This is a genomic window from Pseudomonas nitroreducens TX1, from assembly GCF_000313755.1.
In the GTDB taxonomy this organism is placed as follows: Bacteria; Pseudomonadota; Gammaproteobacteria; order Pseudomonadales; family Pseudomonadaceae; genus Pseudomonas; species Pseudomonas nitroreducens_A.
Genome location: NZ_AMZB01000085.1, coordinates 16,475 through 41,491, shown reverse-complemented (window position 1 = coordinate 41,491; position 25,017 = coordinate 16,475). Strand labels below are relative to the sequence as shown.

The window sequence follows — 25,017 nt, the reverse complement described above, 5'->3', positions numbered from 1 at the left end:
CATGTGAGAGTAGGTCATCGTCAAGCTTCTAATTTCAAAGCCCCTGATCAGCGAAAGCTGGTCGGGGGTTTTGTTTTTGGGGAAGGAAAAATACTCGCTGTGCCGTGGGATGCTTCCGCTTGGCGCGCCGCCCTCTCCCTGAAGGGAGAGGGGACCGATTGGCACGGTGAGCAGTTCTGGCGTTAGTCGGAGACAGGCTCGCTCCTACAAAGGGCTGAGGGGCTTGGTCATGATGAGGGTGCGCTCTTCGCCGTGGAGTCGTTCGCGCAGCACGCAATAGCCCAGGCGAGCGTAGAAGCTCTCAGCAGTGATGGAAGCGGGGACCAGCAGGGCCTCTATGCTGCGCTCCAGGGCGGCTTTCTCTATTCGGCTCATCAGGGCCTGGCCGATGCCTCTGCGTTGCTGCGGAGGGGTTATGAAGAGGCTGCGCACGACATCGCCATCCAGGGCGCCAGTGCCCACGATCCTGTCGTCCAGCAAGGCGACGAAGACCAGGCGTTGCTCCAGCAACTCCAGCACCCGCCCAGGCGTGAAATTCGCCACTACTGATGCGATAACGCTCTCCGGATAGTCCTGGCTGTTGCTCTCTTGGACGGCCGCTACTATCACCTGGCTGATGGCCTTGGCGTCGTCGCTATGGGCTTGCCTGATCGTCAATCTCATCGATGCGCTCCCTGATCTCAGCCTGCTCATCCTGACGTGATCGGTAGCGCATGGGTAGAGCGGAATCGCAGGCAACAAAAAAGGCGCCCTGGGGCGCCTTTCTTGTGTTGATCACTGATCAGCCGTTGTGGCGTTTCAGGACCAGGGTGGCGTTGGTGCCGCCGAAGCCGAAGCTGTTGCTCATGACGGTGTCGATCCTCGCGTTCTCAAGGGTCTCGCGCAGAATCGGCAGGTCGGCGACTTCCGGGTCCAGCTCGTCGATGTTCGCGGAGCCGGCGATGAAGTTGCCTTCCATCATCAGCAGGCAGTAGATCGCTTCGTGAACGCCTGCGGCGCCCAAGGAGTGACCGGACAGGCTCTTGGTGGAGCTGATGGCCGGAGCCTTGTCGCCGAACACGGCACGTACGCCACGGATTTCAGCGACATCGCCGACCGGGGTGGAGGTGCCGTGGGTGTTCAGGTAGTCGATCGGGGTGTCCACGGTCGACAGGGCCTGCTGCATGCAGCGGATGGCGCCTTCGCCGCTCGGGGCGACCATGTCGTAGCCATCGGAAGTTGCACCGTAACCAACGATTTCGGCGTAGATCTTGGCACCACGCTTGAGCGCGTGTTCCAGTTCTTCGACCACGACCATGCCGCCGCCGCCGGCGATGACGAAACCGTCACGCTTGGCGTCGTAGGCGCGCGAGGCCTTTTCCGGGGTGTCGTTGTACTGGGTGGAGAGGGCGCCCATGGCATCGAACAGGCAGCTCTGGCTCCAGTGTTCTTCCTCACCGCCGCCCGCGAAGACGACGTCCTGCTTGCCCAGTTGGATCTGCTCCATGGCCTGGCCGATGCAATGCGCGCTGGTGGCGCAGGCCGAGGAGATGGAGTAGTTCACGCCCTTGATCTGGAAGGGAGTGGCCAGGCAGGCGGATACAGTGCTGCCCATGGTGCGGGTGACGCGGTATGGGCCGATGCGCTTGACGCCCTTCTCGCGCAGGGTGTCGATAGCTTCCATCTGGTTCAGGGTGGAAGCACCGCCGGAGCCGGCGATCAGGCCGGTGCGCGGGTTGGAGATCTGCTCGGGGGTGAGGCCGGAGTCCTTGATCGCCTGTTCCATTGCCAGGTAGGCATAAGCGGCGGCGTCGCCCATGAAGCGGAAGACCTTGCGGTCGATCAGCTCTTCCAGGTTCAGGTTGACCGAACCGGACACGTGGCTGCGCAGGCCCATCTCGGCGTAGCTCGGGTTGTGGCGGATGCCAGCACGGCCTGCACGCAGGTTGGCGGAGACGGTGTCTTTGTCATTGCCCAGGCAGGAAACGATGCCCAGACCGGTGATCACGACGCGACGCATGCGGATACCCTTAGAAGCTGTCAGTGGAAGTGAACAGGCCGACGCGGAGGCCTTCGGCGCTGTAGATTTCGCGGCCATCGACGCTGACGGTGCCGTCGGCGATGGCCAGGATCAGCGAACGATTGATCGTACGCTTGATGTGAATGTTGTAGGTGACTTTCTTGGCGGTCGGCAGGACCTGGCCGAAGAACTTCACTTCGCCCGAACCCAGGGCGCGGCCGCGGCCGGGGTTGCCCTGCCAGCCAAGGTGGAAGCCCACCAGCTGCCACATGGCGTCGAGGCCCAGGCAGCCCGGCATGACGGGGTCGCCTTCGAAGTGGCAGGCGAAGAACCACAGGTCCGGGTTGATATCCAGCTCGGCGACCAGTTCGCCCTTGCCGTACTTGCCGCCAACATCACTGATGTGGGTGATGCGGTCGATCATCAGCATGTTCGGGGCGGGCAGTTGCGCATTACCCGGGCCGAAGAGCTCGCCGCGGCTGCAGCGCAGCAGGTCTTCTCGGGTGAAGGCGTTTTGTTTGGTCATGCGAGCTCCTCAAAAATCCTGGATAGCAGGCGTTGTCTGGCTTGTGCCTGCGGCGCCGCGTTCCGTTGTTCTTGTCACGGTGTCATGCGGCAGCCTAGTCATAGACTATTGCCTTTAGGTGAAAGTCACAGCAATCGGCGAACGCTTGTTCACTTTTCGCCGACGCAAGGTTTCCGTCAGGACGCAGGCCCGGACCGGTCCGCAGTTTGCGGGCAAGCGCTCCGCCGATCAACGACCTGGGGCAACCCAGCGCTGCAGAATCCGCTGCAGTTCCGCGCGTTTGAACGGCTTGGCCAGGTAATCGTTCATTCCCGCCTCCAGGCACGCTTCGCGGTCACCTTGCAGCGCGTTGGCGGTCAGGGCGATGATCGGTACCTGCTCGCCGCCCGGTTTCGCGCGAATCTGCCGGGTAGCCTCGTAGCCGTTGAGCACCGGCAGCCGGCAATCCATCAGGATCGCCGCGAATTCGCCGCGCTCCGAGGTGCGCACTGCCTGGGCGCCGTCACCCACCAGCGTGACGCGATAACCCAGGCTGCGCAACATGGCTTCTATGACCGTTTGATTCACCGGGTTGTCCTCCACCAGCAGTACGGACTGACCAGTGGCAAGGGCATCGACACCCGTCAATCCGCTCTCTGCGGCGCTCTGACGCTCCCGGAAGGGCAGCGGAATTTCCAGGGTGAAGGTCGAGCCACAGCCCTCTTCGCTGACGGCGCCCAGGGTGCCGCCCATCCGCTCGGCCAGGGTGCGCGCGATGGACAGCCCCAGCCCGGTGCCGCCGTAGCGCCGCGAGGTGGACGAGTCCGCCTGCTGGAAGGCTTCGAACATGTGCTCCAGGCGCTCGTGGGAGATGCCGATGCCGCTGTCCTGCACCGAGCAGCTGAGCCACAGCACTTCGTCGTCCAGCGCCTGCCAGGTGGCTTCCAGGCGCACACCGCCGTCCTCGGTAAACTTCAGGGCGTTGCCCAACAGGTTGACCAGGATCTGCCGGATGCGCGTCGGGTCGCCCTGCACCTCCAGGTTGTCGAGGCCCGCCTGAACCTTCATTTCCAGCTCCAGCCCGCGTTGCTGGGCGCTGTGCTGGAAGACCTGGATCGAGCTCTGGATCAGCTCCAACAGGTTGAACGGGATGCGCTCCAACTCCAGGGCGCCGCGCTCGACGCGAGAGAAGTCGAGGATGTCGTTGATCACCTTGAGCAGGTGCTCGGTGGATTCGGTGGCCAGCGCGCTGTACTCGGCCTGCTCCTGGTTCAGCTCGGTGGTTTCCAGCAACTGCAGCATACCCAGCACGCCGTTCATCGGAGTGCGCAGTTCGTGGCTCATCATCGCCAGGAAGTCGGACTTGGCGCGGTTGGCCTCTTCGGCTTCCTCCCGCGCCGCGACCAACTGGGCGATGCTGCGCTCCTGCTCCAGGCTGGCCTGCTGCAGGCCGCGGGCAAGGTTGTTGATGTGCCGGGCCAGGTCGCCGACTTCGCCGTCGTCCGGCACCGGCAGGGTGGTGTGGTAGTCGCCGGTCTGGATCGCCTGCACGGCGCGGCCCATGGTGCGGATCGGCGCGGCCAGGCGGCGGGCGAGGCGCCGCGCCAGCAGATAGGTGAGGATCAACGCGAACAGTGCGAGCAGGCTCGCCTTGAGGAGGATTTCCTGCTGGCGTTCGCTGAAGGCATCGCTGGCCATGCCGACCACCACGCGGCCGAGATAGTCGCCAGTGGGCGGTGCGGCAGCCGGCAGCATGTCGTTGGAATCGGCCAGCCCGCTGCCGTTGAGGGTGATGTTCTCGCGCTGGATCGAGGCGTGGAAGATCTCCACCTTGGTGCTCGCCTGCGCGGGATCGGCGGCGTGCTCGACGTAGACGAGTATGTTGTCGCCGCGGTCGCGTACTTCAATGAAGCGTACGTGGGCGGTGCTCAGGGTCGCGCGCAGCAGGCTCTGCAGCACCGGAAGGTTGCCGGAGATCACCCCGTATTCCGCCGCCGGGGCGAGTTGATTGGCGATCAGCTGGCCGGTGTGGTTGGACTCCAGGCGCAGGTCCTGCAGACGCGAGTAGGTGAAGTAACCGGTCAGCAGCACGGTGAGCAGCAGCGCCGGGCCGAGGCTGATGGCCAGCATGCGCGTCTGGATGTTCCAGCTCTTGCGGGAACTCATGGTTTCTCTCCTTCGGCCAGGCGCTGCGCGAGTTCCGCGTCAACTGGCAGGTCGATGCCGAGCGAGCGCGCCACCTGGCGGTTGCTCTGCACCTTGAAGCGGTCGGGGTAGCGGCTGCGGGGCCAGTGCTCCGCCGGCTCGTCGAGCAGGGTGTCGAGGGTTTCGAGCCAGTCGCTCTGGTCGCTGTAGGTGCTGGCCAGGCTGCCGGCCTTCACGAAGGCTGCAGTGGGACCGATCAGCGCCCGGTTTTCGGCGTAGGCGCTGAGCAGGATGCCCTTGATGGTTTGCGCGTTATAAAGCTGTTTGTCGTCCAGCCCGAGCAGCAGGTCACTGCGACCGAGCAGTTCTCGCAGCGGGCGGTTGTCTTCGGCGCGGGTCTGCAGCTCACTGACCAGCTCCACTCCGAGTTGGGCGGCGGTGTGCTGGAGCTCTTTCAGCAGAAATTCGCTGCTCGGCCCGACCAGCACGCCGATGCGTTGCGGGCGTGGGTTGAGCTGCAGGGCCAAGGCCAGTTGGCGTGCCGGCGGCGGATCGCTCCACAGCAGGCTCAGGTGCGGCGGGTCGCGCTCGCCCAGCACCTGCCGGGCTTCGACGCGGCTGACCAACAGGGTCAATGCCGGCGGTGCGTCGTGGCTGGCCAGGCGCCAATTCAGCGCGCCGCTGCCGAGCAGCAACAGGCGCGTCTCGCCATCCAGCTTGGCGGCGGGCGGCAGGTTCTCCGGTGATTCCAGGCGCACCTGATCGTCAGGACGAAGTTGTGCCAGGGCCTCGGCAAAGTCCTGCAGCGCCGGGCTCTGTTCGGTGCTCACCAGCAAGATTTCGCGGGCCTGGGCCGGCAGCGCGAACAGGCAGGCCAGCCAGAGCAGCAGGGCGATGCGGAGGGTTGTGCGGCTCATCCTTGAGCGGGGGGCAGACATGCTAGAAGTCCACCTCGGCGCTGAAATAGAGCAGGTGGCGATTGTCGTAGCGGTTTTCCGGCCAGGTCAGCGGTTCGTCGTCCAGACGCTGTTGCAGTACGCCGGCCAGTTCCAGCGCCGCGCGGCCCAGGGGGATGCGCTTGGCGACGCGCAGGTCGACACGCTCGAAGCGGTGCTCGTTCAGCGCGTCGTCACCGTAGTAGAAGACCGAGCTGGACCAGCCGCGCCCCCAGTCGCGCATCCAGCCGGCCGAGCCGCTGTTGCGCGCGGTCAGGCGCTGGTCGTAGCGGCTGCTCGCCTCGTAGTCGACATAGGCATAGGTCAGGCGCACGCGGTCCTGGCGCGTCAGGCGCCAGTCGAGCTGGGTCTCGGCGCCACTGAAGCGGATGTCGTTGTCGTTGGTTGGTTCGAAGTCGGAGACCTTCAAGGGATCGCTGATCAGCCCGTGGATTTCGTCGTAGTAGGCTTTGATGTCCAGCGCCAGGCCGAGTTCGTCGAACTGGCCGTTGTAGCCGATTTCCCGCGAGCGCATGCGCTCCTGGTCGAGGTCGCCCGGCCCGTGGGCGCGGGCGAAGTAGTAGGCGCTGGACTGGCCGTACACGGGCGTCGAGAGGTTGCGCACGCGGTAGCTCCAGTTCACGTCGTTCTCGTACATGTCCGGCGAGCGCACCGCCTCGGAATACACGGCGCGCAGGCTGTGGCGCGGGGTGATCAGATAGTTGAGGGCGATGCGCGGGCTGATCGAGCTGCCGGAGCGCTGGTCGTCCTCCGCCATCGCGCCGCCCTGCAGCAGCCAGTGCGGTGCCAGGTGCCATTCCAGCTGGCCGAACAGGCGCCAGATATCGTTGTTCACCGTGCCGTCGAAGTAGGTTTCCGAGGTGGCCTGGTCGTGGCGGTAGCTCATGCCGCTGACCAGCCGAACGCCGTCGGCAAGGTTCAGCGTGTCCTGGACTTCCAGGTCGTAGCGGGTCTCGCGGATGTTCTGGTTCACCTGCCCGCAGACCGGCAGATAGGCGCCGCCCGCCAATTGCTGGACGACCTGTCGTGCCAGCGCCTGCTTCTGCGGCGTGCCGCGGGGAATGCGCGGCAGAGCATCGGCGAAATTCTGCACATATTTCGGGTCCAATTCCCACAACTGCGCGAGCTGCGGGCTGAAGGCGATCTGCGCTTCGCACGCGTCGAAGTCCTGCAGGCGCTCCCAGTGTTCGGCGTATCCCTGCACGTAGAGGCTGTGCTCAGGGTTGGCGTCGAACGTCCAGCGCATCGAGCCTGCGTAATCGCGGGCAGTCAGGTCGGAGTCATTGTCGCCAGGGGCGATGTTGCCGAAGATCGGCTCGTAGCCGTAGGGCCGCTGGTTGCTGCCTTCCTTCGCGGCGAGCTGCCAGTCCAGGCTGTTGCGCAGGTCCAGGCTGTGGCTGGCCACCAGGTTGAAGCGGCTCAGGCGACGGCCATCGCGGTAGTCGCGGCCGTGCTGGTCGTGGTCGAAGCCATCGTCTTCCTGGCCGGAGAGCGACAGCCGGTAGTCGCCGGAACGGCCATGGATGCCCTGGCTGGCGTACCAGTCGCGAACGCCGTTCTGCCCGGCGGTGTATTTCAGCCGTGTGCCCTGGCTGTCGGCGGGGTGGCGAGTGAGGATGTTGATCACCCCCATCAGCGCGTTGGCGCCGTAACTCACGGCGTTGGGCCCGCGGAAGACCTCGATGCGGTCGATGTCCTCGATGGCCACCGGGATGTCGCTCCAGTCCACCGTGGCCAGGCCGGGGCGGTACACCGAGCGGCCGTCGACCAGTACCTGCAAACGCCGCGCCTCGGTGACGTTGGTACCGTGGTAGTTCACCGTCGCCTGGTTGCCCGACAGGTAGCCGACCATCATGCCCGGCACCAGGCGCATCAGCTCGGGAATGTCGCGGGCGCCGGAGGCCTTGATCAGGTCGCGGTCGAGTACCGTCATGCTGCCGGGAACTTCGGCGGGGGACTGTTTGAGCCGCGTCGCGGTCAGAACTTCCGGGACATCGAGGCTGTCCACGAACAGGTCGCCCGCCACAACCTTGCCCGCCAGCAATGCGGCAAGCAGGGAGAGCGGCAAAGGGACGCGGACGGATCGATGCACGGAACGGCCTTGTTCTCGCTTCTTATCAATGGGGTCAACGTCTGCAGCCAGACGTTTCCTGTCAGACGGATGTTAAACGAGGCGGCGCTGATTGCCAGTCCCGCGATCCGCACTGGTCGCTCGCCGATGCGGCCTTATAATGCCCCAATCGCCGCCCCTCAGCGGTCACCAATGGAACAGACATGACACAGCAGCAACCGATCGCCGTCCTTGGCGGTGGCAGTTTCGGCACCGCCTTCGCCAATCTGCTGGCAGAAAACGGACAGCGCGTTCGCCAATGGATGCGTGACGAGGAACAGGCCGAGGCGATCCGCACCCGTCGCGAGAATCCCAATTACCTCAAGGGCATACGCATTCATGACGGCGTGGAGCCGACCACCGACCTCGCCGCCACCCTGGCCGAGTGCGAGATGATCTTCGTCGCGGTGCCTTCCAGCGCCCTGCGCAAGGTGCTTGACGGCCGCAGCGAGGAGCTGGCGGGCAAGATGCTGGTCAGCCTGACCAAGGGCATCGAGGCGCAGAGCTTCAAGCTGATGAGCCAGGTGCTCGAAGAGATTGCCCCGAAGTCCCGCATCGCGGTGATCTCCGGTCCGAACCTGGCGCGGGAGATCGCCGAGCACGAGCTGACCGCTACCGTGGTCGCCAGCGAGGACGAAGACCTTTGCGCCCAGGTGCAGCAGGCCCTGCATGGGCGCACCTTCCGCGTCTACGCCAGTGGTGATCGCTTCGGCGTCGAACTGGGCGGTGCATTGAAGAACGTCTACGCCATCATTGCCGGCATGGCCGCCGCGCTGGGCATGGGCGAGAACACCAAGGGCATGCTGATCACCCGCGCCCTGGCCGAAATGACCCGCTTCGCCGTCCAGCTCGGCGCCAACCCCATGACCTTCCTTGGCCTGGCCGGCGTCGGGGACCTGATCGTCACCTGTTCGTCACCCAAGAGCCGCAACTATCAGGTGGGCTTCGCCCTGGGCGAAGGCCTCACCCTGGATGACGCCGTGGCGCGCATGGGCGAGACCGCCGAAGGCGTGAACACCCTCAAGGTGCTCAAGGCCAAGGCCGATGAGCTGCAGGTCTACATGCCGCTGGTGGCTGGCCTCAACGCCATCCTGTTCGGCGGCCGCACCCTGGAGCAGGTCATCGGGGCGCTGATGAGCGGCGAGCCGAAGACCGACGTCGATTTCATTCCCACCACCGGTTTCTGAGGAGGTACAACCATGTCTGCGGAACGTCAGGAAAAAGAGTCCCTGGTCCTGCGCGTCGTCTGGATGCTGGTCTTCGCGCTGGTCTGGTTCGTCGCCGAGATCATCCTCGGCGCCGTGGTGATCATCCAGCTGATCTACCGCATCATCTATGGCGCGCCCAGCGGCAGCCTGATGGGCTTCGGCGACAGCCTGAGCCAGTACTTTGCGCAGATCGGCCGCTTCGGCACCTTCCAGACCGAAGAGAAGCCCTGGCCGTTCGCCGACTGGCCGACCGCTCGCGCGCCGGAAGGCGAGGCTCCTCACGATGTGCCGCCGGCACCGCACCCGGTGCGTGACGAGGAGCCGAAGCTTTGAAGCTCTGGCTGCTGCGCCATGGTGAAGCCGAGCCCCAGGCCCGCCGCGACTCGGAGCGGCGACTGACCGCCCACGGCATCAAGGAGGCGCTCAAGAGCGCCGCCCAGCTCGCCGGCCAGCCGCTGGACGGCATCCTGGCCAGCCCCTACGTGCGCGCCCAGGAAACCGCCGAACTGGTCCGCGAGGCACTGGGCTTCGAGGGCTCGGTCGGCACGGCACCCTGGCTGACTCCGGATGATGACCCCAAGGATGTGCTGCGCTTCCTCGACGGCCGCAACGAGCGAAACCTGCTGCTGGTCACCCACCAACCGCTGGTGGGGGCGCTGGCCGGGCTGCTAGTGCACGGCAGCCGCAGCGACGCCGTGCCGTTCAGCACCGCCACCCTGGCGGAACTGGAAGGCGAGGTGCCGGTGGCGGGGCTGATGAAACTGGTATCGCTCTACCATCCGCGGCACTCCTGAGCTCGCTGAAAAACCTCCGGATACTTTGTGTCGGAGCTTTCCCCTCTCCCCAGCCCTCTCCCTTAAGGGAGAGGTAGCCGCCCGTGCCGGCTGATGCCGTGGTTTCTCCTGCTGCGCAACAGTCCCCTCTCCCGTTCGCGGGGGAGGGCTAGGGAGGGGGGCTCTTCCTCCGCCCCGAGCAATTCGTGCCCGGATGTTTCCGTGCAGTGCCCGTCGCAGAGCGGCTCGCGCCCATCCTTCGACTAAATTCTACAAAACTTCACACGACCAACCTTGTTTGCGGCTGCGCTGCGTGGAATATTCGACCAAGCAAGTGCTTGGTCGATCCATCGCTATATCCCTGAGCTACACCTCTGACAACAAGAACAAAGGAGGGGCACGTGGTTAAAGCAGTCCGATTACCACTCGACCTGTTCTATCAGCGCGAGAAGAGCCACCCGAACAAACGCTACCTGGTGCAGCCGCTCACCGGCGGAGCCGTGCAAACCCTGACCTGGGGCGAAGTGGGCGAACAGTCCCGCCGCGCCGCGGCCTGGCTGCGCAGCCTGGACCTGCCCGAAGGCAGCCGGGTGGCGATCATTTCGAAGAACTGCGCGCACTGGATAGTCGCCGACATCGCCATCTGGATGGCCGGCCACGTCTCGGTGCCGCTGTATCCCAACCTCACGGCCGACTCCGTGCGCCAGGTGATGACCCACTCCGAAGCGCGGGTGGCCTTCATCGGCAAGCTGGACGACTGGCCGGCGATGGTCGACGGCATTCCCGAAGACGTGCCTACTGTGGCGCTGCCCTTGCACCCGGAAGGACGCTTCGACCACCAGTGGAGCGATCTGCAGGCGCACTCACCCATCCTCGATGATCCACGCCCGGATGCCGCGACCCTGGCGACGCTCATCTATACCTCCGGCACCACCGGCACGCCCAAGGGCGTGATGCACACCTTCGGCAACTTCGCCTTCGCCGCCAGCCATGCCATCGACCTGTTCGGTGTCGGCGAGGAGGACCGCCTGCTGTCCTACCTGCCGCTGTGCCATGTGGCCGAGCGCATGTTCGTGCAGATGGCGTCGATCTACGCCGGGCAGACGATCTTCTTCGCGGAGAGCCTGGACACCTTCGTCGCCGACATGCGGCGCGCGCGGCCCACTGTGTTCTTCGGCGTGCCGCGCATCTGGACCAAGTTCCAGATGGGCGTCTATGCGCAGATGCCGGCGCAGAAGCTTGACCGACTGCTGCGTCTGCCGATCATCGGCCGCCTCGTTGGCCGCAAGGTGCTCGCCGGCCTTGGCCTCGATGCCGTGCGCTATGCCCTGTGCGGCGCCGCACCGGTGCCCGAAGCGCTGCTGGACTGGTACCGGCGCCTGGGCCTGAGCGTGCTCGAGGTCTACGGCATGACCGAGAACTGCGGCTACTCCCACGTCTGCCGGCCTGGCGAGCAGCGGGTCGGCTGGATCGGCCGTAACAGCCCCGGTGTCGAAGTGCGCATCAGCGACGAAGGCGAGGTGCAGGTGCGCAGCGGTGCGACCATGGTCGGCTACTTCAAGGACCCGGAGCGCACTGCCGAGACCCTCACCGAGGATGGCTTCCTGCGCACCGGTGACAAGGGCGAGCAGGACGCCCAGGGCAACCTGCGCCTGACCGGCCGCATCAAGGAAATCTTCAAGACCGCCAAGGGCAAGTACGTGGCCCCGGCGCCCATCGAGAACCGCCTGGCCGTGCATTCGCGGATCGAGCAGATCTGCGTGGTCGGCGATGGCCTGATCGCCCCGCTGGGCCTTTGCGTGCTGTCCGAGGTGGGCCGCCACGAAGCCGCCAACGGCTCGCGCAGTCAATTGGAGCAGAGCCTGCAGGAGCTGCTGACAGAAGTGAACGAGGCGCTGGACAAGCACGAGCGCCTGGCCGGGCTGGTGCTGGTCAAGGACGTCTGGACCGTGGACAACGGCTTCCTCACGCCGACCCTGAAGATCAAGCGCAACGTGGTGGAAGGGACCTACGGCAAGCGCTTCAATGAATGGGCGGAGCGCCGCGAGGCGGTGCAATGGCATGAATGACAGAAGGACTTTCGAATGACCTGGCGCACCACGCCCGACCTGGAAAAGCTCAACGCCAACCTGAAGAACACCATCGGTGAAGTGCTCGACATCCGCTTCGAGGCGTTCGACGACGACTCGCTGACCGCCAGCATGGTGGTGGATTCGCGCACCCACCAACCCTACGGCCTGCTGCATGGCGGTGCCTCGGTGGTGCTGGCGGAGACTGTCGGTTCCACCGCCAGTTACCTGTGCCTGGATACCAGCAAGTACTACTGCGTCGGCCTGGAGGTGAATGCCAACCATCTGCGCGGCCTGCGCAGCGGGCGGGTGACTGCAGTGGCGAAGGCGGTGCATATCGGCCGCTCGACCCACGTCTGGGAAATCCGTCTGCACGGGGATGACGGCAAGCCGAGCTGTATCTCGCGGCTGACCATGGCCGTGGTGCCGCTGGAGCGCTGAGTGCTCTTCGTAGGAGCGAGCTTGCTCGCGAACCCGCTCCGATGCGGAGTTTTGTTCGCGAGCAAGCTCGCTCCTACAGAAAGCCTCTCGCAATTTTGTCCAAGACCCGCCGTTCCCGCGCCGGTAAAGTAGGCCCATGGAACGCATCGAACACCACAGCAGCGGCTTGCCCGGCGTCCGCTTCATCGACGCCGAGTACCGCCGTTTTGCCTTTCCTCGGCATTTTCACCTCGACTACCACGTCGGGCTGATGCTGGACGGCTGCCAGCGCTACACCCATCGCGGTGAGCGCTCGCTGGCCGGGAATGGCGACATCCTGCTGATGAGCCCCGAAAGCATCCACGACGGTTCCAGCGAAGGCGAGGACGGCTACCGCATCCGCGTACTGTCCATCGACCCGCAATGGCTGGACGATGCCTGCCGCGCCTTCAGTGATGGCCGCCAGGGCGCCCCGCGCCTGACTGCTGCGCAGCTGCGCGATCCGCTGCTGCAGGCCGAACTGCAGCGCGCCCACGCCCTGATGCTCGGTGGCGAGCGGCTGGCGCAGGAAGGTCAGCTCTGGCAGGCGCTGGCCGCGCTGCTGGAGCGCGCCTCCAGCCTGCGCATTCGCGAGCCAGGGCAGGGTTTCGATGCGCCGACCTGGACGTGCCTGCGCGAGTGGCTGGAATCGCGCCTTGAGACGCCGCCGACCCTGGAAGAGATCGCCGAGTTCTGCGACCTCAGTCCCTGGCAGGTGCTGCGCCGCTTCAACCACCAGTGCGGGTTGCCGCCACACCAATGGCTGACCCAGCTGCGCCTGGAGCGCGCGCTGCCACGGGTGATCAAGGGCCAGCCGCTGGCGGAGATCGCCCTGAGCCTGGGCTTCTATGACCAGGCGCACTTCAGCCGCCTGTTCCGCCGTACCTACGGATTGCCGCCCGCTCGACTACGCCAGCGCTGATCCACCCCAAGGAATCCCTATCCATTCCCACTGGAGAATCCCGCCATGCAGGAGGTTCAAGTCTTGCTCATGCTCACTGCCGTGTTCGCAGTCGCCCTGGTCAGCCCCGGCCCGGACGTCGCGCTGGTGGTGCGCACCTCGCTGCACCAGGGCCGCCGCGCTGGCGTGCTCAGCGCCCTTGGGCTGGCCTGCGGCATCCTGGTCCATGGCACCCTGGTGCTGACCGGCGTGTCGTTGCTGCTGGCCCGCTCACCGCTGCTGTTCAGCGCCCTGCAACTGGTGGGTGCGGCTTACCTCGCCTGGCTCGGCGTGGGCGCGCTGCGCGCGTTGCGCAAGCCGGGTGGGGCAGGGCGGATCGCCGGCGAGCTGCCGGACTCGACGCTCGGCCCCTGGATGCGCGGGCTGGCGACCAACCTGTTCAACCCCAAGGCGCTGGTGTTTTTCCTTGCACTGCTGACCAGCCTGATTCCAGTGGGCATGTCGGTTGCCGGCAAGGTCTCGGTGGCGGTGATGCTGTTCGTCGTTGGCTTCGCCTGGTTCAGCCTGCTCAGCGTGATCCTCACCCGACCGCTATGGCAGCAGCGCCTGCTACGCGCGGTTCCGGTGATCGATGGTGCCTGCGGGCTGGTGTTCCTGCTGGTGGCGGGGGGAATCCTGCTCAGCCTAATGAACCACGCGGCGCATTGGGTGTGAGGCGTGCTGGCGGATAACGTGTTCCAAGTTATGCGCCCTACGATGGGCGTTCCGTAGGGCACCTAACGCGGCACGCGTTCTCCGCCGCAAAGAGGGTGAGATCAGGGCAAACCCGCCGGAGCGCCATGGAGTTTGGCCGTAGTGCCGTCATTCGCGGGAGCGCGGGTCATTGCCGCGCCCCCGGTGCTGTCGGAAAATTCAGGCTGTCATTCCCCTGAGTTCACGCAGCATGTCGCAAGCGGTCTTCTTCGCCCACGCCAATGGTTTCCCCTCGGGCACCTACGGCAAGTTGTTCGACGCCCTGGAGCCGGATTACCGGGTCCATCGGCTGGACATGCATGGCCACGACCCGCGCTTCCCGGTGAACGCCAACTGGGAAAACCTGGTGGAAGAGCTGCTGCATCACCTGCAGGCGCTGGACGAGCCGGTGTGGGGCGTCGGTCATTCCCTGGGTGGTGTGCTGCATTACCATGCGGCGCTGCGCAAACCCGAGCTGTACCGCGGGGTGGTGATGCTCGACTCGCCTTTGCTGACCCTGGCCGACCAACTGGTGATCCGTGCCGCCAAGCGCTTCGGCTTCATCGACCGGCTGACGCCCGCTGGCCGCACCCTCGGCCGCCGCGAAGACTTTAACGACTTCGCCGAGGCGCTGGAATATTTCGCCGGCAAGCCACTGTTCAAACGCTTCGACCGCGACTGCCTGGAAGCCTACGTGCGCCACGGACTGGCGCCGGCGGACGCACGGGGCCTGCGGCTGAAGTTCGACCCGGCCACCGAGATTTCCATCTACCGCAACGTGCCGCACACCGCACCGGGGCGCGCCAAACAGCTGGCCGTGCCGCTGACCATGGTGCGCGGCCGCCACAGCCGCGTAGTGCTGCCACACCATGCCCGGCTGATCGGCCGCATCCCCATGGGCGAAAGCCTGTCGCTGCCCGGTGGGCACATGTTCCCGCTGGAGCGTCCGCAGGATACCGCTGCGCTGCTCAAGACCGTCTTCGCTCGCTGGCAACAGCGCGCCAACACCTGAGGAATCGCCATGACCGCCCAAGTCCAGGAAATCCGCCTGAACCTGCCGCACATCGAGCTGGCCGCGCACCTCTTCGGCCCGGAAGATGGGCGTCCGGTGATTGCCCTGCACGGCTGGCTGGACAACGCCATGAGCTTCGCGCGCCTGGCGCCCAGGCTCGAAGGCGTGCGCATCCTCGCCCTGGACTTCGCCGGCCACGGCCATTCAGGCCACCGCGCGCCGGGGGCCAGCTACCTGCTGTGGGACTACGCGCTGGATGTGCTGATGGTGGCCGAGCAGATGGGCTGGGAACGTTTCTCCCTGCTCGGGCATTCCATGGGCGCCATCGTCTCGGTGCTGCTGGCCGGCTCCATGCCCGAGCGCATCGAGCGCCTGGCGCTGATCGACGGCCTGGTGCCCTATACCGGCGAGCCGGACACCTCGCCACAGAAACTCGGCGAAGCGTTGCGTGCCCAGCTGGCTTTGCCGAACAAGCGCAAGCCGGTCTACGAAGCCATCGACCGTGCGGTGGAAGCGCGCATGAAAGGCGTCGGCGCGGTAAGCCGCGAGGCGGCTGAATTGCTGGCCTCCCGTGGCCTAATGCCGGTGCCCGGCGGCTACACCTGGCGCACTGACCCACGCTTGACCTTGCCGTCGCCGCTGCGCCTGACCCGCGCCCATGCGCGACAATTCGTCCAGTCCGTGCAATGCCCGGCCAGCCTGGTGCTGGCGCAGCAGGGGCTATTGATGGTCGAGCCGGCATTGCGCGAAATGCTGAAGAGCCTGCCCTTCGAGGTCCATGAGCTGCCCGGCCAGCACCACCTGCACCTGGATGACGAGGCGGGCGCCGAAGCCGTTGCCGCGATCTTCCGACCCTTCCTGCAAGCCTGAGGGAAACACCCCGTAGCGCCCTGTGGCTTGACTAAAGCGGGGCCGGCCGCGACGCTGCACGGATCGCTTCAGGGAGATTGTGCATGCTCGACATCCAGACCGCCGCGCGCCAGGGGCCGGAACACCCTCACTTCGCCAGGACCGACGCGCACCGGATGTCACGGCTGTTCCGCATGCTGATCGCCGGCGGACTGCTCGGCTTCACCAGTATCGCTGGCTCCGCCGATCTGCCCGACAGCCACGACCTGGAGATCCTCCCGCGCTTCCCGCGTTCGGAGATCGTCGACTTCAACCAGGCCGCCAGCCAGGAGCGTATCTATCCGCAAGGCTCGATCAGCCGCATCAGCGGGCGCCTGCGCATGGAAGGGGAGGTACGCGCCATCGGCGACCTGACCGCCGTGACCTACCGCCTGCCTGACGAGGATTCCAGCCAGAGCGCCTTTGCCGCCGCGCGCAAGGATCTGCTCAAGGCCGACGCCACGCCGCTGTTCTGGTGCGAGAGCCGCGATTGCGGCTCCAGCAACCTGCTGGCCAACTCGGTGTTCGGCAACGCCAAGCTGTTTGGTCCGGACGACCAGCAGGCCTACCTGCTGGTGCGCCTCGCCGCTCCGCGCGAGAACAGTCTGCTGGCGGTCTACACCATCACCCGTGGCAACCGCCGCGCCTACCTGCACGCCGAACAGTTGGACAGCAGCGCTGCTCTGGGCGAGCTGCTGCCCAGCCCGGCGACCCTGATGCGCCTGCTCAAGGCCAACGGCGAGCTGACCTTGAGCCACGTGCCGCAGGAACCGGGTGGCGCCTGGCTCGACCTGCTGGTGCGCACCCTGCGCCTGGACACCGGCGTGCGTGTGGAACTGGCCGGCCGGCACGCTGGCGACTGGCGGGCGGCGCTCACCGCCCAGGGCGTACGCGATGCGCGTCTGGAGCAAGGCAAGGATGATGGCGAAGGCCTGCATATGACCTGGCTGCGCTGATTTCCTGAGCGCATTCTCCAGGCTGAATATCCGGCACCAGGAACGGAAACGCCCTACACTGGGGCTTTCGAGCCAATCGGGGTTTCCAATGTTCGACAACGATCGCCTGTTGCTGCGCTTGCTGCTGCTCGGGTTGCTGGGCGCCAGTATCTGGGTGCTGCTGCCCTTCTGGTCCGCGCTGTTCTGGGCCGCCGTGCTGGCCTTCGCCAGTTGGCCGCTGATGCGCCTGCTGACGCAGTTGCTGGGTGGCCGACAGGCCACGGCGGCGGGTTTGCTGACCGTGGGCTGGATCGTGCTGGTGGCGTTGCCCCTGGTGTGGCTGGGCTTCGGCCTGGTGGACAGGGTGCGCGAAGGCGTCGAACTGGTGAAGAACCTGCAGGTTTCCGGCCTGCCGCCACCGCCGGCGTGGATGGCACGGGTACCGCTGATCGGCGATCGGCTGATTGGCTGGTGGTACCAGGCCGACCAGCAGGGCGTGGCCATCTTCTCCGCGCTCAAGCCCTACATGGGCGAGGTTGGCAACTGGGCCCTGGCGCGCAGCGCCAAGCTGGGCGCGGGCATCTTCGAACTGGTGCTCAGCCTGGTGCTGATCTTCTTCTTCTACCGCGACGGCCTGCGCCTCCAGGCATTCGCCCACGGTGTGCTCGAGCGCCTGATCGGCGAGGCGGCGCAGCAGTACATGGATATCATCGCTGGTACCGTGCAGCGCGTGGTCAACGGTGTGATCGGCACCGCCGCGGCGCAGGCCGTGCTGGCCACCATCGGCTTCCTTGTCGCCGGCGTGCCGGGTGCCCTGGTGCTGGGGTTGTTGACCTTCGTCTGCAGCCTGCTGATGGTGCCACCGCTGGTGTGGGGCCCGGCCGTCATCTGGCTGTTCTACCAGGAAAGCTACGGATACGCGGTGTTCATGGCGATCTGGGGCTTCTTCGTCATCAGTGGCGTGGACAATATCCTCAAGCCCTACCTGATCAGCCGCGGCGGCAACCTGCCGCTGGTGGTGGTGCTGCTGGGCGTGCTCGGCGGGTTGCTCAGCTTCGGCTTCATCGGCCTGTTCCTAGGCCCGGTGCTGCTGGCGGTGGTTTACAATCTGGTCAGTGCCTGGGTTGCGAGCTCGCACCGGCCTCCGCCGCCGCCAGTGGCTTGATGGGTCGGAGCGGGGGCTACCCTCTCCCCAGCCCTCTCCCTGAAGGGAGAGGGAGCCGTTCGGCACAAGGTTGTCCTTCGGATTCAGCCGGCTGGATTCGAGCTTTCAACGCTGCGAACAGTCCCCTCTCCCTTCAGGGAGAGGGTGCAATCGGCCACTGCGGAGTCCATCGCAAGCGCTGTTCGCGAGTAAGCTCGCTCTTACAGTAGTACTCCGGCGTAGGGCGAGTAACTCGGAACGGGGTGTCCGCTCTGCGATCCGGCGAGCTCAGACGTGCTCGCTCCTCACCTGCACCAGCTTGTCCCGCCCTGCGCCCAGGCCGAACACGATCCCCGCCACCGTCACCACCACGAAGATCACCCCGGTCGCTGCCCAGCCGCCGGTGGCGTCGTGCACCACGCCGACCAGGAACGGTCCGCAGGCCGCCAGGGTGTAGCCCACGCCCTGGGCCATGCCGGAGAGGTTGGAGGCGACGTGGGAGTCCGGCGAGCGCAGCACGATCAGCGCCAGGGCGATACTGAAGGTGCCGCCCTGGCCGAGGCCGAGCACCACCGCCCAGCCCCAGATCCCCGCGAGCGGCGCGAACAGTAGGCCGAGCAGGCCGGCCAGGGTCAGGCCCATGACGATCACCACGGCGATGCGTTGGTCCTTGCCACGGGTAGCCAGCCAGGGCGCGGCCAGTGCGCTGAACAACTGCACCATCACCGATCCGGAGAGCACCAGCCCGGCCTCCACTGCGCTCAGGCCGCGGTCGATGAGGATCGACGGTACCCAGCCAAAGACGATGTAGGCCAGCGACGACTGCAGGCCCATGTACAGCGTGACCTGCCACGCCAGCGGGTCGCGCCATAGCCCCTTCACCTTGTACACCGCGCGGTGGGCGTGGTGGTTCTGGCGCGTCTGCGGCAGCCAGATCGCCGCAGCGACCACGGCGGGAATCGCCCAGAACGCCAGGGCCAGTTGCCAGCTGCTGCCCAACAGTCCGGCCAGCGGCACGGTGGCTCCAGCGGCGGTGGCGGCGCCCAGGCACAGGGCCATGGTGTAGACGCCGGTCATGGTCCCGGCGATGTGCGGGAAGTCGCGCTTGACGATGCCCGGCAGCAGCACGCCGATGATGCCGATGCTGGCGCCGGCCACCAGGCTGCCGAGGAACAGCCCGGCCACCGGGAACAGGCTGCGCAGGACGATGCCGCCGGCCAGGGTGAAGAGGATCAGCAGCACGGTGCGCTCGGCGCCCAGGCGCCGCGCGAGCATCGGCGCCAGCGGCGCGAACAGGCCCAGGCAGAGCACCGGCAGGGTGGTCAGCAGGCCGGCGGCGGCAGCGGAAAGGCCGGTGCCGTCGCGCACGGTGTTGAGCAGCGGCGACAGGCTGGAAAGCGCCGGGCGCAGGTTGATCGCCACCAGCACCAGGCCCAGGAGCAACAGCCAGGTGCGTTGCGGGCGCGGCGCTGCCTTCACGTCGTCGTCCTCGGCGTCGATCAGCAGTTCTTCGGGCGGGCGGGACACCTTGTGTTCGGTGTCTTTCGGGTCATGGGGCAAGGACATGGCGGGCATTCCAGTGCAGCAAGGCAGAGAACATTCGTCGAACGTTGTGGCAAGGAGAGTCAGATCAGCAGCGCGCGGTTCGCTTTCGCGGCGGCCTCGGCGTCGCCACGGGCGATGGCCTCGAGCAGCTCGCGGTGCAGTTCGAAGCTGGGTTGCGGTCGGCTCGGGTCGCCGATCGTGCGCTCCAGGCCGGCGCGGATCACCTGGGAGAAATAGCGGTAAAGCTCGCTGAGCACCGGATTATGGGCGCTGTCGACCACGCGCTGGTGGAACATCAGGTCGAGTTCGATGTAGGTGGCAAGATCGCCGCCGTGATGCACGGCGGAAGCCTCCAGCGCTTCGTGCAGGTCGGCGAGGTCGGCTTCGCTGCGGCGCTCGGCGGCCAGCCGGCTGGCTTCCACCTCGATGATGCCGCGCGCTTCCAGCGCCTGTTCCACCGAGCTGCGGGCCAGCACCAGCATGGCGTCCAGCGGGTTGGCGCAGGCGCGCACGTAGGTGCCGTCGCCCTGGCGCACTTCCAGTACGCCGGAGAAGGTCAGCACGCGCACCGCTTCGCGCACGGTGTTGCGGCTGATACCGAGGGACTCGGCCAGTTCGGGCTCCGGCGGCAGGCGCTGGCCCAGTGGCCAGATGCCGTCGCCGATGCGCTGGTGGATCTGCTCGAGGGCAATGTCCACCAGCGAGCGTTTCTGAAGGGGGCTTGGCATTCAAACATCCAATCATCGGATGAATTAGGAAGGCCAAGACTAGGGCAGCGGCGGAGCGCTGGCAATGCGAAAAATGAGCAATACCACCGGAGCGGGGCGCTCCGGTGGTGGTGCCGGGCAGATCAGGCGGCGATGTTCACCAGACTGCCGCCGGTGGCCTGGAGCGCAGTGGCATCGCTGCTCTGGTACTGCTTGAGCAGGTTGGCCACCAGCTTCTGGTAGGCCGCGGTGGTGTGGGTGTCCGTGTCGGACTGGCTGGCGGATGGTGGGGGTGGCGGTGGCCCATCGCCCTGGCGCTGGGCCAGGAACGCGCTGGTCGGCTCGTCGCCGCCGCTGCCGTCGGCGTCGAGTTGGCTGAACACCTGGCTGAGTGGGCCGCTGGCGTCGTCCTTGCCGGCGGCTGCCAGTTCGTCGGCGCTGATGACGCCGTCGCCATTGGTGTCCAGCGCGCTGATCAAGTCCTCGCCGGACCCGCCGGCATTGGCCACGCCTCCTGGGCCACCCATGCCGCCGGGCGGCGGTGGAGGCATGGCGGCCGACAGCTCGTCCTGCGAGACTCCGCCGCTGCCATCGCTGTCCAGTTGAGCGAGCAGGTCGTCGACATCGATGCTGCTGTCACTGTCACCAGAAGACAGAGCGCTGGTCAGCTCGTCTGTGGTGAGGTTGCCGTCGCCATCGCTGTCGATGGACTTGAACAGGTCTTCCTGGAATTTCGCCGCGCCCTGGTTGCCTCCGCAGTTGCCGGCCTGGGTGCCGGTCGAACTGCTGGCGGTCTGGGTCCTGGCGAGCGTCGAGCCGGTGTAATGGCTCGAGTAGCTGCTGACGCCGCTGATCATAGGACTGTCTCCATGGTTGCCCGGAGGGTTCTCCGGTTTTCGCAGCCTCGGTGGCGTCTGTGTCGAGGGTTTGTGCGCCTTGTATGCGCCGCTCTACATCAGCCTCGTGGCAGGCGCAGCACGGCGGTGGCGCCGCCGCCTGGGGTTTCCTCGAAGGCCAGGTCGCCGCCCTGGCGCCGCGCGGCATCGCGGGCGATGGCCAGGCCCAGGCCAACGCCGCCGGAGTTGCGATTGCGCGAGCCTTCCAGGCGGAAGAACGGTTCGAACACCTGCTCGCGCAGCTCGGCGGGAATGCCCGGGCCGTGGTCGCGCACGCGGATTTCCACCTCGCGGGTACCGTCGCGCAGCTCGATGCTGACCTCGCCGGCGTAGCGCAGGGCATTGTCCAGGAGGTTGTTCAGGCACGAGCGCAAGGCCATGGGCTGCACCTTGAGCGGCGCGCAGAAGCCTTCGACGCCGACATCGGCGCCACGTTCGCAGGCGTCTTCGGCCAGGGAGTCGGCCAGGGCCTTCACGTCGAACCACTGCAGCGGCTCGGTGGCGCGCTCCTGCTGCAGGTAGTGCAGGGTGGAGTCGAGCATGCCAATCATCTCGGCCAGGTCCTGGCCGATGCGCGTGCGCAATTGCGGGTTGTCGATTTCCTCGACGCGCAGGCGCAGGCGCGACAGCGGGGTGCGCAGGTCATGGGAGACCGCCACCAGCATGCGGCTGCGCTGCTGCACCTGTTCGCGGATGCGTTCGCGCATGCGGTTGAAGGCGTGGGCGGCCTGGCGCGCTTCGCGCGGGCCGGTTTCCGGCAGGGGCGGGCTGTCCAGGTCTTCGGAGAGGCGCAGTGCGGCGTCGCCCATGCGCTGCACCGGACGCGCCAGCAGGCGCGCACCGATGCCGGCGGCGAGGATCAGCGCCAGCAGCTGGAAGGCGAACGGCGCGCTCCAGAACGGCAGGCGCGGCGGCGGAGGCGGACGCAAGCCCTCGGGTGGCGGCTGGAAGCCTTGCGGCGGCGGGCCGTGCTCGAAGCCCTGCTCCGGCGGCGCTGGTGGCGGCATGTCGGGCCGGTGCGGGCCGTAATGGTGGAACCAGGCAAAGGCCAGCAGGTGGGCGATCACGATGGCCAGCAGGAATACGCCGAACAGCCGGGCGAACAGGCTGTCGGCACGCTGCAGCGGTTTTCCCCTGGCGCGCTCGGGCGCGGGCTCAGGCGATGTCGCGGACATCGAACAGGTACCCCTCGCCGCGCACGGTCTTGATCAGCCGGGGCGAGCGCGGATCGTCGCCGAGCTTCTGCCGCAGGCGCGAGACCAGCAGGTCGATGCTGCGGTCGAAGGCCTCGATGGCGCGGCCGCGAGCGGCGTCCAGCAGCAGTTCGCGGTTGAGCACCCGCCGCGGGCGTTCGAGGAACACCCAGAGCAGGCGGAATTCGGCGTTCGACAGCGGCACAACCAGGCCATCGGGTGCATGCAGCTGGCGCAGCACGCTATCCAGGCGCCATTGGTCGAAGCGCACCTGGGCGCGCGGTTCACCACGTGCGCCTTCCTCGCTGGGGCCGCTGCTGCCGCGCACGCGGCGCAGGATGGTCTGGATACGCGCTACCAGCTCGCGCGGCTCGAAAGGCTTGGCCATGTAGTCGTCGGCGCCCAGTTCCAGGCCGATGATGCGGTCCGCCGGCTCGCAACGGGCGGTGAGCATGAGGATCGGGATGTCCGACTCGGCGCGCAGGAAGCGGCACAGGGAAAGGCCATCCTCGCCGGGCAGCATCAGGTCCAGTACCACCACGTCGAAACTTCCGTTCTGCAGTGCGCGGCGCATTCCGATGCCGTCGGCTACGCCATGGGCCTCGATGTTGAAACGCGCGAGATAACTGCAGAGCAGCTCGCGGATCGGCTCGTCGTCATCCACCAGCAGGGCACGGATAGTCCAGCGGCGTGGGTCGTCGGAAGTGGTGAGGTGCATGAAGGGACCTGTCGCAGGAAAACGTAGGGCAGGGTGGCCAAAGGCCTCGATGGGCGTGCGACGAACGCATGCTAACCCGTCATCGCGAGCGCGGGCCATGGTCGGCGAGGCTGCAGCCGACGGGTGTCGCCAGCGTGTCCGCTGTGTATCGGTATCGATACAAAGGCGCGGGCTCAGTTCCAGCACGGTTTTTTACGCCTTCTTTACGCGGCCCGGCGAGGCCGGGAATCGCTCCTTTACGCCCTCCTTGCGGAAAATTGCCGTCAGGCGGCAAAGGCCGCCCAAGCGATGGAGTCGCCCGCGTGAGGAGAAACAAAGCATGAGCGTGCTCGACGGTGTGTCACTGGTCCTGGCCACGGGACTGTTCATCTACCTGCTGGTGGCGCTGCTGCGCGCCGACCGTTCCTAGGAGTGGCCATGAACAGCCATGACGTATTGCTGATCGTTGCCTTCCTGGCGCTGGTGCTGGTGCCGGCGCCCTTCCTCGGGCGCTTCTACTACAAGGTGATGGAAGGGCAGCGCACCTTCCTCAGCCCGATTTTCCTGCCGGTGGAGCGGGCGATTTACCGCGCTTGTGGCATCCACCCCGAAGACGAGCAGGACTGGAAGCGCTACACCCTGGCCCTGCTGGCGTTCAACCTGGTGGGGCTGGTGCTGCTGTTCGCCATCCTCATGCTGCAGGGGCTGCTGCCGCTCAATCCGCAACACCTGCCGGGCCTGGAGTGGACGCTGGCGTTTAACACCGCGGTGAGTTTCGTCACCAACACCAACTGGCAGGCCTACAGCGGCGAAGCCTCGCTCAGCTACCTGAGCCAGATGCTCGGCCTGACCGTGCAGAACTTCGTCAGCGCCGCCGTCGGCCTGGCCGTGCTGGTGGCGCTGGCCCGTGGCATTTCGCGCAAGTCGACGACCAACCTGGGCAACTTCTGGGTCGACCTGACCCGCGCCACGCTTTACGGGCTGATCCCGCTGTGCCTGCTGCTGGCACTGCTGCTGGTGTGGCAGGGCGTGCCGCAGACCTTCCTCGACTATGCCCACGCGCTGACCGTGCAGGGCGCCGACCAGTCCATTCCGCTGGGGCCGGCCGCCAGCCAGATCGCCATCAAGCAGCTGGGCACCAACGGCGGCGGCTTCTTCGGCGTGAACTCGGCGCACCCGTTCGAGAACCCGACCATCTGGAGCAACCTGTTCGAGGTCGTCTCGATCATCCTGATCCCGGCCGCGCTGGTGTTCACCTTCGGCCACTACGTGAAGGACCTGCGCCAGAGCCGCGCCATCCTCGGCTGCATGCTGGTGCTGTTCGCCCTGGGCCTGGGTGCGTCGCTGTGGGCCGAGTACCAGCCCAACCCGGCGCTCAGCGCGCTGCCGGTGGAGCAGGTCGCTCCGCTGGAGGGCAAGGAAAGCCGCTTTGGCACCACCGCCAGCGTGCTCTGGTCGGTGACCACCACGGCAGCCTCCAACGGCTCGGTGAACGCCATGCATGACAGCCTCAACCCGCTGTCGGGCATGGTGGCGATGCTCAACATGATGGTCGGCGAAGTGATCTTCGGCGGTGTCGGCGCGGGCCTCTACGGCATGCTGCTGTTCGTGCTGATCGCGGTGTTCCTTGCCGGGCTGATGGTCGGCCGCACCCCGGAATACCTGGGCAAGAAACTCGAAGCCCGCGAAGTCCGCCTGCTGGTGGCGACCCTGCTGGTGATGCCGGTGGGCGTGCTGGTGCTCGGCGCCATCGCCGCCAGCCTGCCGGGCCCGGCGTCGGCGGTGACCAATCCGGGGGCGCATGGCTTCAGCCAGTTGCTCTACGCCTATACCTCCGGCACCGCGAACAACGGCTCGGCTTTCGCCGGCTTCGGCGCCAACACCCCGTTCCATAACCTGATGATCGCCCTGGCCATGCTGATCGGCCGCTTCGGCTACATCCTCCCGGTGCTGGCGATCGCCGGCAGCCTGGCGGCGAAAAAGGCCACCCCGGTCGGCCCCAACAGCTTCCCGACCCACGGCCTGCTGTTCGTCAGCCTGCTGACCGCCACCATCCTGCTGGTGGGCGGCCTGAACTTCCTGCCGACGCTGGTGCTGGGCCCGGTGGCCGATCACCTGACGCTTGGCTTCTGAGGAGCTGTCG

General features: G+C 66.5%; 25 protein-coding genes. 14 read left to right on the top strand and 11 right to left on the bottom strand.

Going from position 1 to position 25,017, the window contains the following annotated elements:
• Nucleotides 1-186 (top strand): hypothetical protein (locus C167_RS35040; RefSeq protein ID WP_235154295.1); only part of this gene is annotated, 186 nt, incomplete at its 5' end.
• 18 nt (nucleotides 187-204) lie between these two features.
• On the opposite strand, the gene C167_RS0106185 is transcribed toward C167_RS35040, so the two are convergent.
• The 6 genes from C167_RS0106185 to C167_RS0106160 form a co-directional block, all read right to left on the bottom strand.
• A complete protein-coding gene (locus C167_RS0106185; RefSeq protein ID WP_017517391.1) occupies nucleotides 205-663 on the bottom strand; it encodes a GNAT family N-acetyltransferase in 459 nt (152 codons plus the stop codon).
• 118 nt (nucleotides 664-781) lie between these two features.
• A complete protein-coding gene (gene fabB, locus C167_RS0106180) occupies nucleotides 782-1,999 on the bottom strand; it encodes a beta-ketoacyl-ACP synthase I (RefSeq protein WP_017517390.1) in 1,218 nt (405 codons plus the stop codon).
• 10 nt (nucleotides 2,000-2,009) lie between these two features.
• On the bottom strand, nucleotides 2,010-2,525 hold the full coding sequence (gene fabA, locus C167_RS0106175) for a 3-hydroxyacyl-[acyl-carrier-protein] dehydratase FabA (protein WP_017517389.1): 516 nt from the start codon (nucleotides 2,523-2,525) through the stop codon (nucleotides 2,010-2,012).
• Nucleotides 2,526-2,753: 228 nt separating this feature from the next.
• Nucleotides 2,754-4,670, bottom strand: a complete 1,917-nt coding sequence (locus C167_RS0106170; protein WP_017517388.1) for an ATP-binding protein — start codon at nucleotides 4,668-4,670, stop codon at nucleotides 2,754-2,756.
• Complete coding sequence (locus tag C167_RS0106165; RefSeq protein ID WP_235154294.1) at nucleotides 4,667-5,587, bottom strand: ABC transporter substrate-binding protein; 921 nt, start codon at nucleotides 5,585-5,587, stop codon at nucleotides 4,667-4,669. Before C167_RS0106165 ends, C167_RS0106170 begins: the two co-directional genes overlap by 4 nt.
• Nucleotide 5,588: 1 nt before the next feature.
• Nucleotides 5,589-7,697 carry a TonB-dependent receptor plug domain-containing protein gene (locus C167_RS0106160; RefSeq protein WP_037006008.1) on the bottom strand — a complete coding sequence of 703 codons (2,109 nt, stop codon included), beginning with the start codon at nucleotides 7,695-7,697 and terminating at the stop codon, nucleotides 5,589-5,591.
• A gap of 182 nt (nucleotides 7,698-7,879) precedes the next feature.
• Between C167_RS0106160 and C167_RS0106155 the strand changes: the two genes are divergently transcribed.
• The 11 genes from C167_RS0106155 (at nucleotide 7,880) to C167_RS0106105 (ending at nucleotide 17,857) form a co-directional block, all read left to right on the top strand.
• Entirely contained in the window at nucleotides 7,880-8,902 is a 1,023-nt protein-coding gene (locus C167_RS0106155) for an NAD(P)H-dependent glycerol-3-phosphate dehydrogenase (protein ID WP_017517385.1), read from the top strand.
• 12 nt (nucleotides 8,903-8,914) lie between these two features.
• Complete coding sequence (locus C167_RS0106150) at nucleotides 8,915-9,256, top strand: DUF4389 domain-containing protein (protein WP_017517384.1); 342 nt, start codon at nucleotides 8,915-8,917, stop codon at nucleotides 9,254-9,256.
• Complete coding sequence (sixA, locus tag C167_RS0106145) at nucleotides 9,253-9,717, top strand: phosphohistidine phosphatase SixA (RefSeq protein WP_017517383.1); 465 nt, start codon at nucleotides 9,253-9,255, stop codon at nucleotides 9,715-9,717. Before C167_RS0106150 ends, sixA begins: the two co-directional genes overlap by 4 nt.
• A 380-nt stretch (nucleotides 9,718-10,097) precedes the next feature.
• Nucleotides 10,098-11,765, top strand: coding sequence for an AMP-binding protein (locus C167_RS0106140; protein WP_017517382.1), 1,668 nt, complete (start codon nucleotides 10,098-10,100; stop codon nucleotides 11,763-11,765).
• A 15-nt stretch (nucleotides 11,766-11,780) separates the two neighbouring features.
• A complete protein-coding gene (locus tag C167_RS0106135) occupies nucleotides 11,781-12,206 on the top strand; it encodes a hotdog fold thioesterase (protein WP_017517381.1) in 426 nt (141 codons plus the stop codon).
• Nucleotides 12,207-12,342: 136 nt separating this feature from the next.
• Nucleotides 12,343-13,146 (top strand): AraC family transcriptional regulator, encoded by an 804-nt coding sequence (locus tag C167_RS0106130; RefSeq protein ID WP_017517380.1) that lies wholly within the window; start codon nucleotides 12,343-12,345, stop codon nucleotides 13,144-13,146.
• A gap of 45 nt (nucleotides 13,147-13,191) precedes the next feature.
• A complete protein-coding gene (locus C167_RS0106125; protein ID WP_017517379.1) occupies nucleotides 13,192-13,839 on the top strand; it encodes a LysE family translocator in 648 nt (215 codons plus the stop codon).
• A gap of 229 nt (nucleotides 13,840-14,068) precedes the next feature.
• Nucleotides 14,069-14,869, top strand: a complete 801-nt coding sequence (locus C167_RS0106120; protein ID WP_017517378.1) for an alpha/beta fold hydrolase — start codon at nucleotides 14,069-14,071, stop codon at nucleotides 14,867-14,869.
• Nucleotides 14,870-14,878: 9 nt separating this feature from the next.
• On the top strand, nucleotides 14,879-15,739 hold the full coding sequence (locus C167_RS0106115; RefSeq protein ID WP_017517377.1) for an alpha/beta fold hydrolase: 861 nt from the start codon (nucleotides 14,879-14,881) through the stop codon (nucleotides 15,737-15,739).
• 173 nt (nucleotides 15,740-15,912) lie between these two features.
• On the top strand, nucleotides 15,913-16,713 hold the full coding sequence (locus tag C167_RS0106110) for a DUF4892 domain-containing protein (protein ID WP_416775254.1): 801 nt from the start codon (nucleotides 15,913-15,915) through the stop codon (nucleotides 16,711-16,713).
• A gap of 88 nt (nucleotides 16,714-16,801) precedes the next feature.
• On the top strand, nucleotides 16,802-17,857 hold the full coding sequence (locus C167_RS0106105) for an AI-2E family transporter (protein WP_017517375.1): 1,056 nt from the start codon (nucleotides 16,802-16,804) through the stop codon (nucleotides 17,855-17,857).
• A 267-nt stretch (nucleotides 17,858-18,124) separates the two neighbouring features.
• Here the strand turns inward: C167_RS0106105 and C167_RS0106100 are convergent, their stop codons facing one another.
• From C167_RS0106100 to C167_RS0106080, 5 genes are all read right to left on the bottom strand, one after another.
• Nucleotides 18,125-19,402: a CynX/NimT family MFS transporter gene (locus tag C167_RS0106100; RefSeq protein WP_017517374.1), complete on the bottom strand. Its 1,278-nt coding sequence runs from the start codon at nucleotides 19,400-19,402 to the stop codon at nucleotides 18,125-18,127.
• 59 nt (nucleotides 19,403-19,461) lie between these two features.
• Entirely contained in the window at nucleotides 19,462-20,109 is a 648-nt protein-coding gene (locus tag C167_RS0106095; RefSeq protein ID WP_017517373.1) for a FadR/GntR family transcriptional regulator, read from the bottom strand.
• A 122-nt stretch (nucleotides 20,110-20,231) separates the two neighbouring features.
• Nucleotides 20,232-20,945, bottom strand: a complete 714-nt coding sequence (xopAW, locus tag C167_RS32255) for a XopAW family type III secretion system calcium-binding effector (protein WP_017517372.1) — start codon at nucleotides 20,943-20,945, stop codon at nucleotides 20,232-20,234.
• A gap of 98 nt (nucleotides 20,946-21,043) precedes the next feature.
• The gene (locus tag C167_RS0106085) at nucleotides 21,044-22,159 is read right to left on the bottom strand and encodes a sensor histidine kinase (RefSeq protein ID WP_017517371.1); all 1,116 of its coding nucleotides are present in this window, start codon (nucleotides 22,157-22,159) and stop codon (nucleotides 21,044-21,046) included.
• Nucleotides 22,140-22,895: a response regulator gene (locus C167_RS0106080; RefSeq protein ID WP_017517370.1), complete on the bottom strand. Its 756-nt coding sequence runs from the start codon at nucleotides 22,893-22,895 to the stop codon at nucleotides 22,140-22,142. The genes C167_RS0106085 and C167_RS0106080 overlap by 20 nt, the downstream gene beginning before the upstream one ends.
• A gap of 319 nt (nucleotides 22,896-23,214) precedes the next feature.
• Between C167_RS0106080 and kdpF the strand changes: the two genes are divergently transcribed.
• Both kdpF and kdpA read left to right on the top strand, forming a co-directional pair.
• Nucleotides 23,215-23,304 (top strand): K(+)-transporting ATPase subunit F, encoded by a 90-nt coding sequence (gene kdpF, locus C167_RS32250; protein WP_009618573.1) that lies wholly within the window; start codon nucleotides 23,215-23,217, stop codon nucleotides 23,302-23,304.
• 8 nt (nucleotides 23,305-23,312) lie between these two features.
• Nucleotides 23,313-25,007: a potassium-transporting ATPase subunit KdpA gene (kdpA, locus tag C167_RS0106070; RefSeq protein ID WP_017517369.1), complete on the top strand. Its 1,695-nt coding sequence runs from the start codon at nucleotides 23,313-23,315 to the stop codon at nucleotides 25,005-25,007.
• Nucleotides 25,008-25,017: the final 10 nt, after the last annotated feature.